The sequence below is a fragment of the Lentisphaerota bacterium genome (assembly GCA_016873675.1).
In the GTDB taxonomy this organism is placed as follows: Bacteria; Verrucomicrobiota; Kiritimatiellia; order RFP12; family JAAYNR01; genus VGWG01.
In genome coordinates this window covers 1-15,794 of record VGWG01000068.1, presented here as the reverse complement: position 1 = coordinate 15,794, position 15,794 = coordinate 1, and the positions used below count along the sequence as shown (strand labels likewise).

General features: G+C 61.3%; 11 protein-coding genes and 1 tRNA gene. 11 read left to right on the top strand and 1 reads right to left on the bottom strand.

Features of this window, described 5'->3' with window-relative positions; genetic code table 11:
- Nucleotides 1–1,034 (bottom strand): L-rhamnose isomerase (locus FJ222_08940; GenBank protein ID MBM4164545.1); only part of this gene is annotated, 1,034 nt, incomplete at its 3' end.
- A 162-nt stretch (nt 1,035–1,196) separates the two neighbouring features.
- On the opposite strand from FJ222_08940, the gene FJ222_08935 reads away from it, so the two are divergent.
- From FJ222_08935 to FJ222_08885, 11 genes are all read left to right on the top strand, one after another.
- Nucleotides 1,197–3,794, top strand: a complete 2,598-nt coding sequence (locus FJ222_08935) for a hypothetical protein (protein MBM4164544.1) — start codon at nt 1,197–1,199, stop codon at nt 3,792–3,794.
- Nucleotides 3,791–9,028 (top strand): FtsX-like permease family protein, encoded by a 5,238-nt coding sequence (locus FJ222_08930; protein MBM4164543.1) that lies wholly within the window; start codon nt 3,791–3,793, stop codon nt 9,026–9,028. The genes FJ222_08935 and FJ222_08930 overlap by 4 nt, the downstream gene beginning before the upstream one ends.
- Nucleotides 9,018–11,021 (top strand): peptide transporter, encoded by a 2,004-nt coding sequence (locus FJ222_08925; protein ID MBM4164542.1) that lies wholly within the window; start codon nt 9,018–9,020, stop codon nt 11,019–11,021. Before FJ222_08930 ends, FJ222_08925 begins: the two co-directional genes overlap by 11 nt.
- A gap of 379 nt (nt 11,022–11,400) precedes the next feature.
- The gene (locus tag FJ222_08920; protein ID MBM4164541.1) at nt 11,401–12,099 is read left to right on the top strand and encodes an FtsX-like permease family protein; all 699 of its coding nucleotides are present in this window, start codon (nt 11,401–11,403) and stop codon (nt 12,097–12,099) included.
- Between the two features lie 119 nt (nt 12,100–12,218).
- Nucleotides 12,219–12,893, top strand: a complete 675-nt coding sequence (locus tag FJ222_08915) for an ABC transporter ATP-binding protein (protein MBM4164540.1) — start codon at nt 12,219–12,221, stop codon at nt 12,891–12,893.
- 27 nt (nt 12,894–12,920) lie between these two features.
- Complete coding sequence (locus tag FJ222_08910; protein MBM4164539.1) at nt 12,921–13,667, top strand: ABC transporter ATP-binding protein; 747 nt, start codon at nt 12,921–12,923, stop codon at nt 13,665–13,667.
- A 52-nt stretch (nt 13,668–13,719) separates the two neighbouring features.
- Nucleotides 13,720–13,793: transfer RNA gene (locus FJ222_08905), tRNA-Gly, on the top strand.
- Between the two features lie 284 nt (nt 13,794–14,077).
- A complete protein-coding gene (locus FJ222_08900) occupies nt 14,078–14,287 on the top strand; it encodes a type II toxin-antitoxin system HicB family antitoxin (GenBank protein MBM4164538.1) in 210 nt (69 codons plus the stop codon).
- A complete protein-coding gene (locus FJ222_08895) occupies nt 14,284–14,508 on the top strand; it encodes a type II toxin-antitoxin system HicA family toxin (protein MBM4164537.1) in 225 nt (74 codons plus the stop codon). Before FJ222_08900 ends, FJ222_08895 begins: the two co-directional genes overlap by 4 nt.
- Before the next feature lie 85 nt (nt 14,509–14,593).
- A complete protein-coding gene (locus FJ222_08890) occupies nt 14,594–15,220 on the top strand; it encodes a hypothetical protein (GenBank protein MBM4164536.1) in 627 nt (208 codons plus the stop codon).
- 2 nt (nt 15,221–15,222) lie between these two features.
- Nucleotides 15,223–15,483: a hypothetical protein gene (locus tag FJ222_08885; protein ID MBM4164535.1), complete on the top strand. Its 261-nt coding sequence runs from the start codon at nt 15,223–15,225 to the stop codon at nt 15,481–15,483.
- Nucleotides 15,484–15,794: the final 311 nt, after the last annotated feature.

Genomic DNA, 15,794 nt, shown 5'->3' with positions numbered 1-15,794 from the left:
AGGGCCTTGCGGGCGTTGCGAATGCCGATGATCCACGCGGCGAGGCGGTTGATCGAGGCGTCAAAATAATCCATGCTCACCGCCACGCGCGGGAGAAAGCCGCCGCGGACGATCTCCTGAAAGATGGCCAGCATGTCATCGGTGAGCGTGGCGACGTGGTCGGAATCCCAGCGGACGCCGCGGGAGAGGTGCAGCAAGACGCCCGGGACGAAGAGGAGCGCGGCGGAAAGCTTGTCGGCGATCGTCTCGGTGGGGTGGAAATGGCCGACATCCAGGCAGAGGTATTTGTTGCGGGTGGCGGCGTAACCCATGAAAAACTCGTGCGAGCCGACGGTGTAGGACTCGACACCGATCCCGAAGAGCTTGCTCTCGACGGCATCGATGTTCAAGTCGGCCGGGATCGGCTCGGCGAACACGGCGTCCAGCGATTCGAGCATGCGCTGGCGCGGAGCCAGGCGGTCGGCCGGGGTATCCTTGTAGCCGTCGGGCATCCAGTGATTCGTCATGCAGGGGGTGCCAAGGGCCTTGCCCATGGCGGCGGCGATCCTGCGGGCGGCGATGCCGTGGCGGATCCAGAACTCCCGAATCGCGCGGTCGGGGTTGGAGAGGGTGAATCCCGACGCGGCGAGGGGATGGGCAAAATACGAGGGGTTGAAGTCGAGGGCGAGGGTGTGGGCCTTGGCCCAGGCGATCCAGGTGGCAAAGTGTTCGGGCTGGAGCGCGTCGCGGTCGACGGGGCGGGCGGTTTCGGCATAGAGCATGTGCAGATTCAGCCGCAGCGGGCCTGGGATGCAGGTGATGGCGTGCTCGATGTCGGCGCGGAGTTCGTCGGCGGTTCGCGCCTTGCCGGGAAAGTTGCCCGTGGCGGCGAGGCCGCCGCCAAGGGTGGCGGAGCGTTCAAAGCCGGTCACGTCGTCGCCCTGCCAGCAGTGCATGGAGATCGGCACGTGCGCCAGGGTGGCGAGCGCGGTTTCGGTGTCGACGCCGTGTTCGGCGTAAAGGTCGCGGGCAATGCGATAGGCGGTATCGGCCATGAGAAGCTCCATTGTTCCTAGTGGCAAAAAAGGGAGCTATTTTACGCGATCCAACCGGTAATGACAAGCGGACAGTTATTCTAAAATTAAAGCATGATTGACAACCGGCGCCACTTTTGGTTTTAATGACAGTTCCAATCCAAAAAAATTTGAGGTGTGCGGATGGCTGATGAAGGTGGCCCGGCGCGGGGGCTGACTCTGCGGTCGCTGGTGGTGATGCTGGTTGCGGTTTTTCTGCAGGCGGCATGGATCTCGTATGCCGAGCGTTATGACCGGTACGGGATGATCGCTGAGAACTCCCCTGCGGGAAGCGCAGTGGCCGTGACGCTGGTGGTGATGGCGCTGTGCGGGGGGCTGGCGCTGCTGCGGCGGACGTTGCGGCTGCGGGCCGCCGAACTGGTGGTGGTGTATGCCGCGCTGGTGATATCGGCGCCGTTGATGACGCAGGGGCTGTGGGGGCGGATCACGGGCCTGTTGGTCGCGATTCCGAACAACGCGGACTTCAAGTCGTATGAGAGCCTGCCGTCGATGCTCTGGCCGCACGGGCCGAATCTGGTGGAGAATGGGCGGTTCGATCAGGAGACCCTCGATGGGTTCGATGTGCGGGGCCTCAAAGGGTTTGAGACGATTGACGCCGGGCGGTTCGGCCGGGTGCGCGCGCCTGTTCTGGAGGCAGCGGAAGGGGAGGTGGCTGAGCTCGCGTTCGTCCTGCCGCGACAGACGGCCTCGGGCCGTGACAATTTGATTCCCGGCGAGCGGCACCTCCTCTCGCTGCTGCTGCGAACGGACGGCCTGCAGCGCGGATCGTCCGTGATGGTCTTTTCGCGCGCGGACGACGGAGCGGAGCGGATGCTCTACGTCTCATCGGCCGAAACGCGCCCGACGCTGGCGCAACCCGGCCGGTTTGAGCGCATCGGGGTGACGCCGTATGCGGTTCCGGCCGATCTTCAGAATCGTATGCAGATGATGATCCGGCTGACGGGCCCTGGGCGAATGGCGATCTACGATGTGGAATTCATCAATGTGGAGGCGGTGGAGAGCCTCTATTCAGGCCGGCGGGTGGTGCGGGCAAGCGAGTTGGCGGCACTGGCTGGCGACGAGCATGACAACACCGTGGTGCGTCCCGATTCGTTGATGAGCCTTTCGGGGTTGCGCTATCTGTTGACCGGATTCATTCCGCTGCGGCAATGGGTGTTGCCGGGGGTGGCGTGGTCGGTCCTGATCGCGGCGATGTTTGCGGGATTTATGGGCTTCAACATGCTGATGCGGCGGCAGTGGGTTGAGAACGAGCGGTTCTCGTTTCCGCTAACCGTGGTGCCCAAGCAGCTCTTTGCCACCACTGCGGCGGGCGGGTGGGCGCTGCTGCGTAATCGCGTGGCCTGGATCGGGTTCGGCGTGGCGCTTCTGTTTGCGCTTCTTCGCGGCCTCAACTATTACAACCCGGCGATTCCGGACCTGAGTTGGAGTCAGACGCCGCTGGCGCAGCTCGTGGATAGTCCGCTGGTCAAGGCTTACCTGAAGGATGTCACGCTGCCGGTCTTGTGCCTGACGATTCTGTCCGTCGCCCTGCTGATCCAGACCGATGTTTTGTTCTCGCTGTGGGCGTGCTTCTTCCTGTTTCAGCTCTGGAACTTGGCAGGGCCGGCGCTGAACATGAACCGGTTCCCGAGCTACCCGTGGCGTTTCGAGCAGAACATGGGCGCGTTTATCGCGTATGCGCTGCTGGCGGTGTATGTCGGGCGTCGGCACCTCTTGGAGACGGTAAAACTGGCGTTCTCCTCGGTGGCGAAGGCGGGTACGCGGGCAGCCGAGGCGCGCGAGCACCGGGTGTCGCTCGCGCTGGTCGCACTCTCGTTTGTGTTCTTGGCGTGGTGGGGATTCTGGACGGGGATGGGTGTGAAGGCGAGCCTGCTCTTCTTCGGTTACATGATGGTGCTCGGTTTCGCGACGAGCAAGATCCGGGCGGAATGCGGCTCACCAGCGGCCTACCTGACGCCCTACTTCGGCATGCAGTTTGTGGCGGCGGTCGGCGGGTTTGCCATGTTCGGGACCACGGGCATGCTGGTGGCGACGATCGCGTCGGGGTTCATGACGACGGCGTGCTTCCTGCTCATCGCGCCGATCCAAGTGGAGATGGTGGAGTTGGGACAGCACTTCCGCGTCTCCTCGCGGCAGATGAACATCGGTCTGTGGATCGGGGTGCTCGGCGGTGTGCTGATCGGCGGCTTTACGGTGCTGTGCTGGGCCTATGGGTTGGGGGCCGATTCGATGGAGGTCTCGTGGCCCTATAGTCAGAACTGGTATTTCGGCGCCTACCGGGGGGCTGAGATGGCGGCCGATCGGGCGATGACGACCGGCTCGTTGTTCAAGCCGGAGACCGCCTGCATGAACGTGGTGTCGAACCCGGACGCCAAGGGGCTTGCCATCGGGGCGGTGATCACGGTCGTTCTGGCCGTGTTGCGGAGCCTGTTCATGTGGTTTCCGATTCATCCGCTCGGTTACGTGCTGGCAGGCAGCCACATGATGGGCGGCGCGAGCCCGGCGCCGATTCACGGCGCATTCTGGTTGCCGGCTTTTCTGGCCTGGGCCATTCGTTGGATCGTCTTAAAGATCGGCGGCGCGCGGGCGATCCGCAGCGCGCTGGTGCCGTTCTGCGTCGGCATGTTTATCGCGTGCGTGTTTTCGATGATCCTGTTCGATGGCATCGGGCTCATCTTGCGGGCCAACGGCGTCACCAATATCTACAGCGGGTTACCATGAGCAAGTTGAAGCAGGCGAACTGGGTGGATCAGGTCATTGTGGGCGCGATATTCGCGGTCATCGGGGTCGCGTTGCTGGCCCTGTTTGTCCGCGTCGCCGAGCCTTCCACGCGCAAACCGAAAGCGGCCTTTACGCGGCACTGTGACGTGGCGCCGCTGCTCGCCTCGTTGACGACGAACCGCTTCCAGGACACGCTGTCGGCGATCGCCGCGGCCACGCGGGGCTCGGATACGCGGGCCAACACGCGTTTGACCGGGAGCGCGGGCTTTTACCGAACGGAGGCGTTGATCGCCGAATCCTTCCGCCGCGCCGGACTCGAAACCGTGACGCAGGAATTTTCGGTTGTGGTTCCGGAGACGGTACTGTGCGAAATTGTCGATGCCGATGGCCGGCCGCTCGAAGGCGTGACGCTGTATCCGTTCGCTCCTTCGGGACTGACGCCCCAGACGCTTCCCGATGAGGGCATCCGGGCGCGCCTAGTCGCGCTGGATGAATTTTCGCTGTCGCGGTTGGACGGGTTCGACCCCGAGCGATCGATCATGATGACGACCCTGGGATCCGCCGGGGGGTGGATGAGCCTGGCGAGCGTCGGCGTGCCCGCCGTGATCGTCTATGAAGACGAGACCTCATTGAAGCTGCGCAGCAGTCCGGATGCGCGTGGCACATGGGATTGGATGCTGAGCACGGATGAGCAGCCGTTTCCGCGCTTTTACGCGCGCGGCGCGATAGCCGCACATGCCGGCAAGGACGTGACCATCCGCTGTAAAACCCGGTTCGTGGAAAAACAGGCGCGCAACATCATCGGCGTGCTGAAAGGCGATGGATCGAATCCCGATGCGTTGGTGCTGACGGCCTACTACGATGCTAACTCCGTCGTTCCAGAACTCGCGCCGGGCGGGGAAGAGGCGATTGCGCTGGCCTCCCTGCTTCAGTTGGCCGAGGCGTTCGCGCCCTACGCGGGGAAGACGGCGCGTGATGTGGTATTCGTGGCGCTGGCCGGGCAGGGTCAGGCCATGGCCGGGGCGTGCCAGATGATGACGGCGGCGGGGGAGACCTATGGCGACGACCGGCGGCGCGCGCGGTTCGAAGCCCGGAAACGGGATGACATCCAGAAACTGGCCTGGGCGGAGAAGGCCAGCGCGCTTCTGGCGGATGACGCAAAGTGGCGGCGGTCGGATGATGGGAAGGGTCAGACGTCGGTCCTGTCACAGTGGTGGCGGGCCGAGGATCCGGCGTTCCGGGCCTGGATGAGTAAGTGCGTCGTGACCGTCGCCGGTGAAATCGCCTTGGTGCCGCAAGAGCGGGCGCTGCAGTCTCGACTGGCCTATTTGCGCGTGGGAAGCCCGATCTTTCGGGACGGGTTTGATGTGATGACCGCCACGCCGGAGCAGATCAAGGCCGATGAGAACCAACACCCTCTGTTGCGCGCGATGCGCAATGACCAGATCGCGGCGGATCGCGCCGGCAATCTGGTCTCCATGTCGCTGCCTCGGATGGCGGATCGTTCGGATTTCGGGGAGTGGGGGATTCGTGAGAAGCTCGCGCGCTATATGGATCAGGTCGCCGCGTATCACCGGCAAGCGCTGAAGGAAGCGGCGGATAGCGATGCCGTCCGGGGGATCTTCAAGCGGTACGCCAAGACGTTCACAATCAATCTGCTGCTCAACTCCGGAGGATCGGCAGGCGCGAAGAACATCGCATTGCTGACGGGCATGCCCAACGTCGGCCCGAAGGTCGAGCCGATCGGCACGTTGCTGGCCAACACGCTTCAGGATCGTGTTCCGCGCACGGGCGACCAGCCGAGCTGGTCGGTGATTTACTGGGGCAAGGCGGATGCCAGCGGCAGCCGCGCGTCGCCCAACCGGTCGGTCGGCGGACCTGTCCGCGCCTCGATGGCCTGGACACTGTTCGGGCAGTTGGCTTTTTCGGTCGATAACTACGCCTTTAAGCCGGAAAAAATCGGCACCCCGGAGAACGAGATCCGGCCCGTGGCGCATGGGGTGCCGGTGAGTCAGTTGGAGGTGCTCGCCCCGGTTCTGCTGGAAACGGCCTACGGGCGCTTTGAATTTCAGAAGATTCCCCTGGATCGGAAGGGTCATATTTCCGAATGGAGAGGCTATGCGTTCGGCACGGTCGGCACCGGCCAGATGCTGCCCTCGCATCCGATGGTCGCCAACACGTTTGTGAGGGTGGTGAGTGGATTTCAACCCTCGGTGACCCAGACGGCGGGTGTCCATCTCTATCCGCCGCTGGCGGTGAACCCTTACGGCTTCTACCACCGTGAGGCGATTCTCAGCGCGGGAACGCGCGCCGATGCGGCACGGTATGACGATTCAGGGCGGGTGATGTATTTCAAGGACGCGGGGTTGTCGGCGCAGGGGGTGTTTCAGACCGAGGCGATTACAGGCCTCATGGCCGCCTCGCTGAATGGCGCGCGACTCGTCAACATCGCCATGTTCCGTTGTTCACATGTCGGGTTTCCTGATCGGTCTAACCCGCGGACCATGCGGTCGTTTGCCGGCGTCAGTTTTCTGGCGAGCCAGGGGTACTCCGCGCCGTCGAAGATGCGCACCGACGGGTCCGGCATCTTTTTGTCGCCCGATTTCCGGTTCAATGTGGGGTTGCTCGACGGATCTCCGGATAACCCGCAGGTCCAGACCTACCGCGCGTTTATGCTGAACGTGGACCCCGATCCGGCGAAACGCAACGTGGAGTCAGACATCCAGGGGCGTGGCTATCTCGCGGCGGACACCGCGCTGATCCGATTCATCCATTTCGATGCCGCCGAATCGATGCTCTTCACGCACGGGCGGCGATTACAATTACAGAAGGCCTACCGGATGGCGGATGAACGGATGCTTGAATTTTACGAGCGCGGACACAGCTGGCTGGATCAGGCCCGTGGCGACCGGGCAAAATTCCTGAATCTGGATGCGCTGTTGAATGCCGGGCGCAGTCTGTCTTACGCGATCAACAACCATCCGGTCATCCGGTCGCGCATCTCCCAGGCCGTCCATGGCATTATCTGGTATCTCGGGTTGCTGGTTCCGTTTGTGTTCTTCTTTGAAAAACTGGTCTTCGGATTCACCGATATCCGCAGGCAGTTGCTGGCGATGGCCGCAGTCTTTCTCGTGGTCTTCGGCCTCCTGCGCGTGATGCACCCGGCGTTTCAAATGGTGCGCTCATCCCTGATGATCCTGATCGGTTTCGTGATGTTCCTGTTGACGCTGATCGTCATGATCATGGTGGCCGGAAAGTTCAAGCAGAACATCAAAGAACTGCGGAGCAAGGAGGGCCGGGTCGAGGGCGCCGACATCAATCGCAGCGGCGTGATCGGCACCGCTTTTATGCTTGGACTGAATAACATGCGACGGCGCAAGGTGCGGACGAGTCTGACGTGTATCACGCTGATCCTCATTACGTTTGTGATGATCTGCTTCACCTCGGTTTCATCCGACTTGGTGAACATCGAGAATGTGACGGGGCGGACGCCGTGGAATGGCTTGCAGATTCAGAAACGCGGATTTCTGCCGTTGACCGAAGGTGAGGTCGGCAATATTCGCAACCTCTATGCGCGACGCTACCCGGTGACCGTCCACTCCTGGCTGGTGTCGCCGCTGAATCCAAACGCGCTGCAGAATCCGGAAATCGAGATTGACCGCGCCTACCCGCTCGGCGAGCGAATCATCAAGAAGAGGACCAAAGTCAGCGGTTCGGTGATGATGGAGTGGCGCGAACCGATGTTCTCGGGCCTCGACAAGCATCTCACCGCGAACAGCCGGTGGTTTGTCCGGCCTCCGGAAACCAAGACCGAGCGCGAGGCGGCTGTGGCCGCCGGCTACAATTCGATGCCGTCGGTGATTGTGCCCGACACGGTGGCGCGCGCGCTGGACATCAGCGATGACGATCTCAGACTGACCAATGTGGTCGTGGAGATACGGGGCGAAGCCTATCAGGTGACGGGGATCATCGATGCGATCACGCTGACGGAATATGTGGGGATGGATGGCAAGAGCATCCTTCCCTATGACCTGAACTCCATTCAGGCCCTGGGCACCGATCAGACGGGCGCGGCGATTCTCCCCGAGGATGTGCGGCGATTGCTGGGCGGCGACGTGATCGTGGTCAACAAGCACCCGACCCCGAAAAACGAACAGGCGAAGATCATGTCGTGTCAGATCGCCTTCCCGAAGTCGCCGTACACGATGCCGCAGATTGCCGGGACGCTCGATCCGGTGGACTTCCGCGACCAGAAGCGGCTGGTGGACGATTATTTGGAGCGTGTCGCCGAGCCTGCATTTTATGGCGTGGAGGGCATTGCCTACTACGGCTCGCGGATTCGGGCCAAGACGTTTGAAGGCGTGTTGCAGATTCTGATACCGATTATCATTGCCGCGCTCACGGTCTTCAGCACCATGCGCGGATCGGTCTACGAACGGCGCGGGGAGATCTATGTCTACAACGCCGTGGGCATTGCCCCGAATCACGTCTTCTTCATGTTCATGGCCGAGGCGGCCGTGTATGCGGTGGTGGGGGCCATGATGGGGTACCTGCTCAGCCAGGGCGTCGGCCGTGCGCTCACCGCCCTGAACCTGACGCGGGGGATGAACATGAATTACAGCTCGATCGAGACGATTTACGCCTCGCTGGCCATTGTCTGCTCGGTTCTGCTGTCGACCATCATTCCCGCGCGCAGCGCCGCCAGGCTGGCCGCGCCATCCGAAACCCGGGAGTGGAAGATGCCTCCCATCGTGAATGACGCCTTGGAATTTGACCTGCCGTTCACGTTCACGCCGTATGACCGCGTGGCGGTCCTCAGCTACATGCATCGCTGGCTCGACGCGCATGGCGAGGGAGGGGCCGGGCAATTCTTCTCGTCGAAGCCCGAGGTCGTTCTGCGCCCGTGTTCCGGCGATGCGGCGAAGGTGGGCGCCATACCCGCTGTTGTGGCGACGGTCTGGCTGAAGCCCTATGACCTCGGGGTTTCGCAGCGGGTCGAGGTTCTGCTGCCCACCGACGCCGAGACGCAGGAGTTCATCGCCCGGGTCCGCATGGTTCGCCTCAGCGGCACCACCGCCTCGTGGGAGCGCACCATCAAGCCGTTCATGAGCCTGCTGCGCAAGCAGTTTCTGAATTGGCGGGCGGCAACGGAACAGGAGCGAAGCGAGATGTATGCGGAAGCGAAGACGTTGATCCAGAACGCGCGAGCGGAGGGAGAGTCCCATGGCGGATGAGCAGAGACGGAAGAGCGGCGATGCCGAGCTGGAGATGTACCGCTCGATCATCGACGAGCCCTCCGAATTCAAAAACGGGTTTACCTGGGTCACCGTCGTCGGCGCCCTGTTTTGCGGGTTGCTGATGATGCCCGGCACGATCTATCTGAGCCTGATGACCGGCGGCGGCATCGCCGCGTCTTGGGTGACCCTGATCATCTTCTCGGAAGTGACCCGGCGCGCCATGAAGACCCTGAGCAAGCAGGAGCTGGTCGTGCTGCTCGGCGTGGCGGGGGCCATGTCATCAGGCGGTCCGATCGCGGACCTGATCTGGCGACAGTATCTGATCCGTTCCGATGCGGCGCGTGACATGGGCCTCATCGGCAAGTTTCCCAGTTGGTATGCGCCCGGACCCACGAGTGCCGCGATTCTGGAGCGGAATCTGTTCCATGCCGATTGGCTCATTCCGATCATGCTGATGATCTTCTTGTCTATCATCGGAACGCTGCGCAGCTACACCCTCGGGTATTTCTTTTTCCGCGTCACGTCGGACATCGAGCGGCTTCCCTTTCCCATGGCCTCTGTCTCCGCTAGCGGTGCCATGGCGCTAGCGGAAGCGGGCGAGAAGAAGGCGACCTGGAAATGGAAGGTGTTTTCGCTGGGATCGGTGCTGGGGCTGTGCTTCGGCATCATCCAGATCGGTGTCCCGTTGGTCACGGGCGCGCTGCTCAACAAGCCCGTTCTGATTCTGCCGCTGCCGTGGTATGACATGACGCGGCTCACGGAGGGCGTGCTGCCGGCCACGCCGTTTGGCATGGTCATCGACCTCGGCTTGCTGCTGGCCGGCATGATCATTCCGTTCTGGGCCGTGGTCGGCTCCGGGTGCGGCCTCGTGCTGACGCTCATCCTGAACCCCATTCTGTACAAGCTCGGGATACTGACCCGCTGGCAGCCGGGCATGGACACCATCTCAACGACATTTGGAAATTCCATCGATTTCTGGTGGAGTTTCGGACTGGGCGTCACCTTGAGCATCGCCATGATCTCGTTTTATCAGACGGGGCGCGATGTCGTGCGGATGCTCCGGAAAAGCAAGAAGGATCAACGGGATGCGGGTGCGCGCAACCGGGATCGCAAGAGCCTGTGGGCGACGCCGCCCGGGCGCGGCGACTTCTCGCCGTGGATAGCCGTGGCCATTTACGTGGTCGCCTCGTTCTGCGTTGTGGCTGTCTCGAATCGGCTGGTGCCTGAGTTTCCGGTCTACTTCCTCCTCCTGTTCACCCTCGTGTACACGCCGATTATGTCCTATATCGACGCCCGGCTGATTGGCATTTGCGGCCAGGCGGCGACCATCCCGATGTTGAAGGAGGCGGCGATTATTCTGTCAGGATACAAGGGGATCGACATCTGGATGGCGCCGATCCCGGTGGATCAGTTTGCCGGTCAGTCGGCCGCATTCCGAACCAAGGAGTTGACGGGGACGAACTTCTTCTCCTATGTGAAGTCCACGGCGCTTACCCTGCCGCTGGCGTTTGTGCTCAGTCTGTTGTTCTGGGCGTTCATCTGGAAAAGCGGTGTGATCCCGTCGGATCTCTACCCCTTTGCCCAGAAGATGTGGGAACTGAACGCGAAGAACACCATGCTGATGTGGTCGGCAACCCTCGAGGTTGAGGGCGGCCAGCCGCTCTTTTTCCAGGCGCTGCATCCGTGGGTGATTGGCGGCTCGTTCTCCTTCTCGCTGATCGTTTTTGCTGTCCTCACCATCTTTCGATTGCCGATCATGGCCATTTTCGGGTTTGTCAATTCGGTTGGCGGGATGCCCCATGGATTCATTTTCATCGTGATTGGCGCACTGATCGGGAAATTTTATTTTCATCGCAAGTTCGGATCGCAGCGTTTCTTGCAGATGGTTCCGGTGCTGCTGGCCGGATATGGGACGGGTGTCGGGCTGATTGCGCTGATCGGCGTGGCGTGCAATTTGATCAAGAGCGCGGTGTCGGGCACGCTGTTTTAGACGCGCAGGGTCAACGCAGGATCATGGATTTCGACAACAAACAGGTTGTGCTGGTATGAGAGAACAGATAGGCAGACAAGTCAGGCTTCCGATGAGCCGGGCGCTTCAGATCGCGATACAGGGCATTCGCATCCGCCTGGGCCGCTCGCTGGTGACGGTGAGCGGCGTGGTGTTGGGCATTGCGTTCCTGATGAGCAATGTAGCCGGCCAGTTGATCAGCTCGTCGCTGGCCCGCGAGAAGGAAACCCGGCAGATTGTGACGTTGATGGAGTCGCTGACCCAGCGCGAAGTCGGGTCGGCCTCGGGCAAGATCCTGGCGGTCGCGGTGTGCGGCGCGATGAATCGCACCGAGCAGCTTTTTCTGGATCGTCTGGATGCGATGCCGTTTGAGGCGATCCGAATCACCGGTGGACGGACGAAGCGCGGTGTGTCCTGCACGCCCCAGAACGTGGGCGCAGGGGCGTATCTGCTGGTGGTGCTCGGTCAGGACGCGGCCGCTCCCCACGCGCTCGGTGATCTCACGCGCGGCATGACGCGCATCGGCATGCTCGATGCCGTCGAGAGCCGCACCTATGCGGGACAGGCACCCGAAGGCGTGAAGCGTGATTTGTTGTTCGGCCCGGAGACCGAGCAGCAGATGGCGCGGATGCAGGAGAAGGCCGAGCAGGCGAAGTTCCGCACGATCTGGGTGGCGGTCATCTCGTTGCTCGTCACGATCATCAGCATCTCCAACGCGCTGCTGATGTCGGTGACCGAACGGATTCGCGAGATCGGCACCATGAAGTGCCTCGGCGCGCTGTCGTCCTTCATCCGCCGCCTGTTTCTCATCGAGAGCGCGCTCGTCGGGTTTGCCGGCTCAGTGGTGGGGATGCTGCTGGGCGCGCTGATTCCGATCCTTATCTACGGCTGGATTTTCGGCTTTGGCCTGATGTTTCAGGAACTGCCCTATCTGCGGCTGACGCTGTCGTGTGCCGGGTGCGTGGTCGTGGGGACGGTGTTATCCATGACGGCGGCGATTTACCCGGCAAACTTTGCAGCCCGGATGGTGCCGGCCTCGGCATTGCGTTCAAACGTCTGAGGATGACGAGGGGAGACACGTGCATGGCCTTCAATCGCGAATTGTTTTTTGAGAATGCCGATGCCTCGGCCCGCAGTGGCTTTGTCATCCGCGCCGTTGATGTGCACAAGGTGTACCGGATGGGCGATACCGAAGCCCATGCGCTGCGCGGGGCGACGGTCGATATCATTCGGGGCGAGTACCTCTCGATCATGGGGCCTTCGGGCTCGGGCAAGTCCACGCTGTTCAACATGATCGGCGGACTGGACAAGCCGACGGAGGGCAAGGTCTACATTGACCAGGTCGATATTGCCCAGCTCGATCCCTACGAACTGGCCTGGCTGCGCTGCCGCAAAGTGGGTTACATCTTCCAGTCGTATAACCTGATCCAGGTGATGTCGTGCATTGAGAACGTCATGCTGCCCATGGCGTTCGCGGGACTCGATGGCGAGGAGTCGCGCGAGAAGGCGCTGCACATCCTCGATCTCGTCGGTCTCGGCGGCCGGGCGCTCCACAAGCCGTCCGAAATGTCGGGCGGGCAGCAGCAGCGCGTAGCCATCGCCCGGGCCCTGGCCAACTCGCCGGACATTTTGCTGGCCGATGAGCCGACCGCCAACCTCGACCTCAAGACCGGCGAGGAGATCATCCTGCTGTTCCGTAAATTGTGCAATGATCTGGGGGTGACCGTCATTGCGGCAACCCATGACCTGAAGATGCTGAAGAAGTCCGACCGTATCATGTGGATCGAGGACGGTATGATCACCCAGGTCACCACGCCGGATCAGATGAACCTGCATGAAGAGGAAGTCCACTAACCCCGAGGCGATGGAGCGGGAACGAACATGAGTGATGCCAAGCACGTGATTGCGCGAGCCGAGAATGTCACCCGCCGCTATACGCTCGGGGCGGAGGAGGTGTGGGCGCTGAAGGGCGTCTCGCTCGATATCTACGAGGGGGAGTACCTGTCCATCATGGGCCCGTCAGGCTCCGGCAAATCCACGTTCTTCAACATGATCGGCGCGCTCGACATCCCGACCTCGGGGACGATCCACTTCATGGGCGAGGACCTCTTCCAGATGCCCGAGGAGAAGCAGGCATGGGTGCGCTGCAACAAAATCGGCTACATCTTTCAGTCCTACAACTTGATCACGGTGATGAGCGCCCGTGAAAATGTCGCCCTGCCGGCCGTCCTCCGGGGCGCGTCTCCCGACGAGGCCACCGCCGCCGCCGAGGAGGTGCTCCGTCAGGTCGGGTTGGGTCACCGGCTCGACCACCTGCCCATGCAATTGTCGGGCGGGCAGCAGCAGCGCGTCGCCATCGCCCGCGCCCTGGTCAACAAGCCCTCGGTGATCCTGGCCGACGAGCCGACCGGCAACCTCGACACCCGGACCGGCCAAGAGGTGATCGAGCTCCTGGCCGCCCTGCAACGCGACCACGGATGCACGATCATCACCGCGACACACGACGTGAAGATGCTTAAGATTTCCGATCGCATCGCTTGGATTCGTGACGGCAAACTAGACCGCCTCGAAACCCGCGAGACCATCCGCTTCGGAACCGTGACCGACAAGCTGGACGGCAAAAAGTAATTTTCCGCTGGACGCCAAGCGTCCGGCAGGGTACACTCTCTCCCATTCTTCTGCGGGCGTAATTCAATGGCAGAATGTGAGCTTCCCAAGCTCAACACGAGGGTTCGATTCCCTTCGCCCGCTCCACTCCCTTCCGTTCCCTTTCATTCCGCTTGACCCGCCCGCCCGTTATCGGTACCCTTTCCGACGTGGCGGGGTGAATTTCGCCCCGTCACGGCCGGGTTGAGTGGGTCGGGTTGAGCTATATCGGTGATCCCGTGCAGGGACGCAAAGCCTCAAAACGCTTCCGCAAGTGCTTGGAAAAGAGGAAAGAGTGTGAGGTATATCGAGAATCACCCTGTTGGCCACCAAAAGATTGAAGGCGCCGAGATAGAGTGGTAGAGTTGATTCTGAAACACGGAGGTAGATTGATGAAGAGAGAATTCAACGTCGTGATTGAGCAGGACGAAGACGGGTATTTTGTCGCTTCGGTGCCCGCCTTGCGGGGCTGCCACACGCAAGCCAAGTCGCTTGACGTTCTCATGAAGCGGATCAAGGAAGCCATCGAACTGTGTCTGGAGGTTGAGGAGCCGGTCTCCAATCAGTTCGTGGGCGTTCAGCGCGTGGCAGTCATGGCATGAGCACATTTCCCGCAATCACCGGTGCGCACCTCCTCAAGGCGTTGCGTCGTCTTGGGTTCGATCTCATTCGTGTCAACGGCAGCCATCACTTCCTCCGCCATCCGGACGGCCGCTGCACCGTTGTTCCCATGCACCGCGGCGAGACGATTGGCCGCGGTCTCCTTGCTCAGATTCTCCGGGACTGCCAGCTCACACGGGAGGAACTGCACGAACAAATCTGAGCGAACACGCCCTTGCTCGGTACGTCGCTGACGCGACGTCCGAGGGGGGGGGGCGGATTAGGGACGGGCCTGAATGGCGCAATCTATGAAATCACTTTTGACAATGACAGGTTGCTGGTTTCTTCTCTGCGTCAGTGCCTTCGCCCAATCAAACGCTCCTTTATTGTGGCGTGCGAAACAAATCCAACACGCTCCACCCGCAGAGACAAACCCCTACTTCGGATGGATCATCGTTCCTTGCGAGGGCGGAAAGACGAACGGCGCTTCCTTCAGGACAACTATTGACGCCATCTATAGGGCGGAGGCAGCACCGATCATCAAACATGTATGCCTCGGCGCTGCCCATCGTACAGGCGCGTTGCAGGAGGAGGTCATCCGTCAGTTGAAGGATACCGTGGTCATTCAGAAGTACCCCACGAGACACGACGCGAATGGCTGGATGTGGTTGGGGGGAACAGAGACACCTAACCGACTAACCCAAACCATGTACCAGCTTGTCCATACGGCCATTTTGAACACCACTGTGGTGCGCGAAATGGATGAAGCCTTAAGCGCACACGGATTGCGCATCACAAACGTCTCCATGGAGAAGTTGTACATCGCTTCGGAAAAGGGCAAGTTCCGATGGGACGCTATTGCATGGCTGATAATTGGGAAAGCCGAACAAAGCGCTGCAACAGGCGCTGCTAACGCGACGCCTGTTGAGCGCTGACGTTGGAACTGGAGAACATGATGACAACAGCGAATCGCGACTTGGCCATCGTCGGAATCAAACTCATCGGACTGTGGATTCTCTTCAATGCGGTACTAGCATTTGGGAAGAATGCAATGACCGGGCTCTCAATGCGCCACGCAAGCACTGCGATTGACCGCCAGGCACCCTGGAAGGCCCCCGAAGGGATTGCGGCCAATACCGCCCAGGAGATGACCGAGAAAAGTGCTACGGTTCTGCGTCCTCGTTTGCCTTTCAACTGAATAGCGATCTGGGCCAGCGCCAGAAGACGCCCTCGACGAGCCAGAAAGGGGCGCCGACCAGAAACGAGCAAGCCTCATTTCCTCCTTCGCAGGCGTAGTAGACGTAGTGCCCTGGATCACCGAAGTTCTGGGTGACCAGGAATACCGGGACCGTCACGATTCCTCCGGCGATGAACCCGATCACTCCTCCGTAAGCGTCTCACCAACCGCATCTTCCTTTTAAACATCAGGTCGCCGATACTGGTGCTTGAAAGGAGCAATCGGCATGAGCGAATCGAAAGAAGGATGGGCTGAACGTCGGGCGGCAACGC

What these genes read in the sequence shown, in the direction of transcription:
- FJ222_08935 (MBM4164544.1), top strand. Translation starts at nt 1,197, where the DNA reads ATGGCTGATGAAGGTGGCCCGGCGCGGGGGCTGACTCTGCGGTCGCTG.
- FJ222_08930 (MBM4164543.1), top strand. Translation starts at nt 3,791, where the DNA reads ATGAGCAAGTTGAAGCAGGCGAACTGGGTGGATCAGGTCATTGTGGGC.
- FJ222_08925 (MBM4164542.1), top strand. Translation starts at nt 9,018, where the DNA reads ATGGCGGATGAGCAGAGACGGAAGAGCGGCGATGCCGAGCTGGAGATG.
- FJ222_08920 (MBM4164541.1), top strand. Translation starts at nt 11,401, where the DNA reads ATGCCGTTTGAGGCGATCCGAATCACCGGTGGACGGACGAAGCGCGGT.
- FJ222_08915 (MBM4164540.1), top strand. Translation starts at nt 12,219, where the DNA reads ATGGGCGATACCGAAGCCCATGCGCTGCGCGGGGCGACGGTCGATATC.
- FJ222_08910 (MBM4164539.1), top strand. Translation starts at nt 12,921, where the DNA reads ATGAGTGATGCCAAGCACGTGATTGCGCGAGCCGAGAATGTCACCCGC.
- FJ222_08900 (MBM4164538.1), top strand. Translation starts at nt 14,078, where the DNA reads ATGAAGAGAGAATTCAACGTCGTGATTGAGCAGGACGAAGACGGGTAT.
- FJ222_08895 (MBM4164537.1), top strand. Translation starts at nt 14,284, where the DNA reads ATGAGCACATTTCCCGCAATCACCGGTGCGCACCTCCTCAAGGCGTTG.
- FJ222_08890 (MBM4164536.1), top strand. Translation starts at nt 14,594, where the DNA reads ATGAAATCACTTTTGACAATGACAGGTTGCTGGTTTCTTCTCTGCGTC.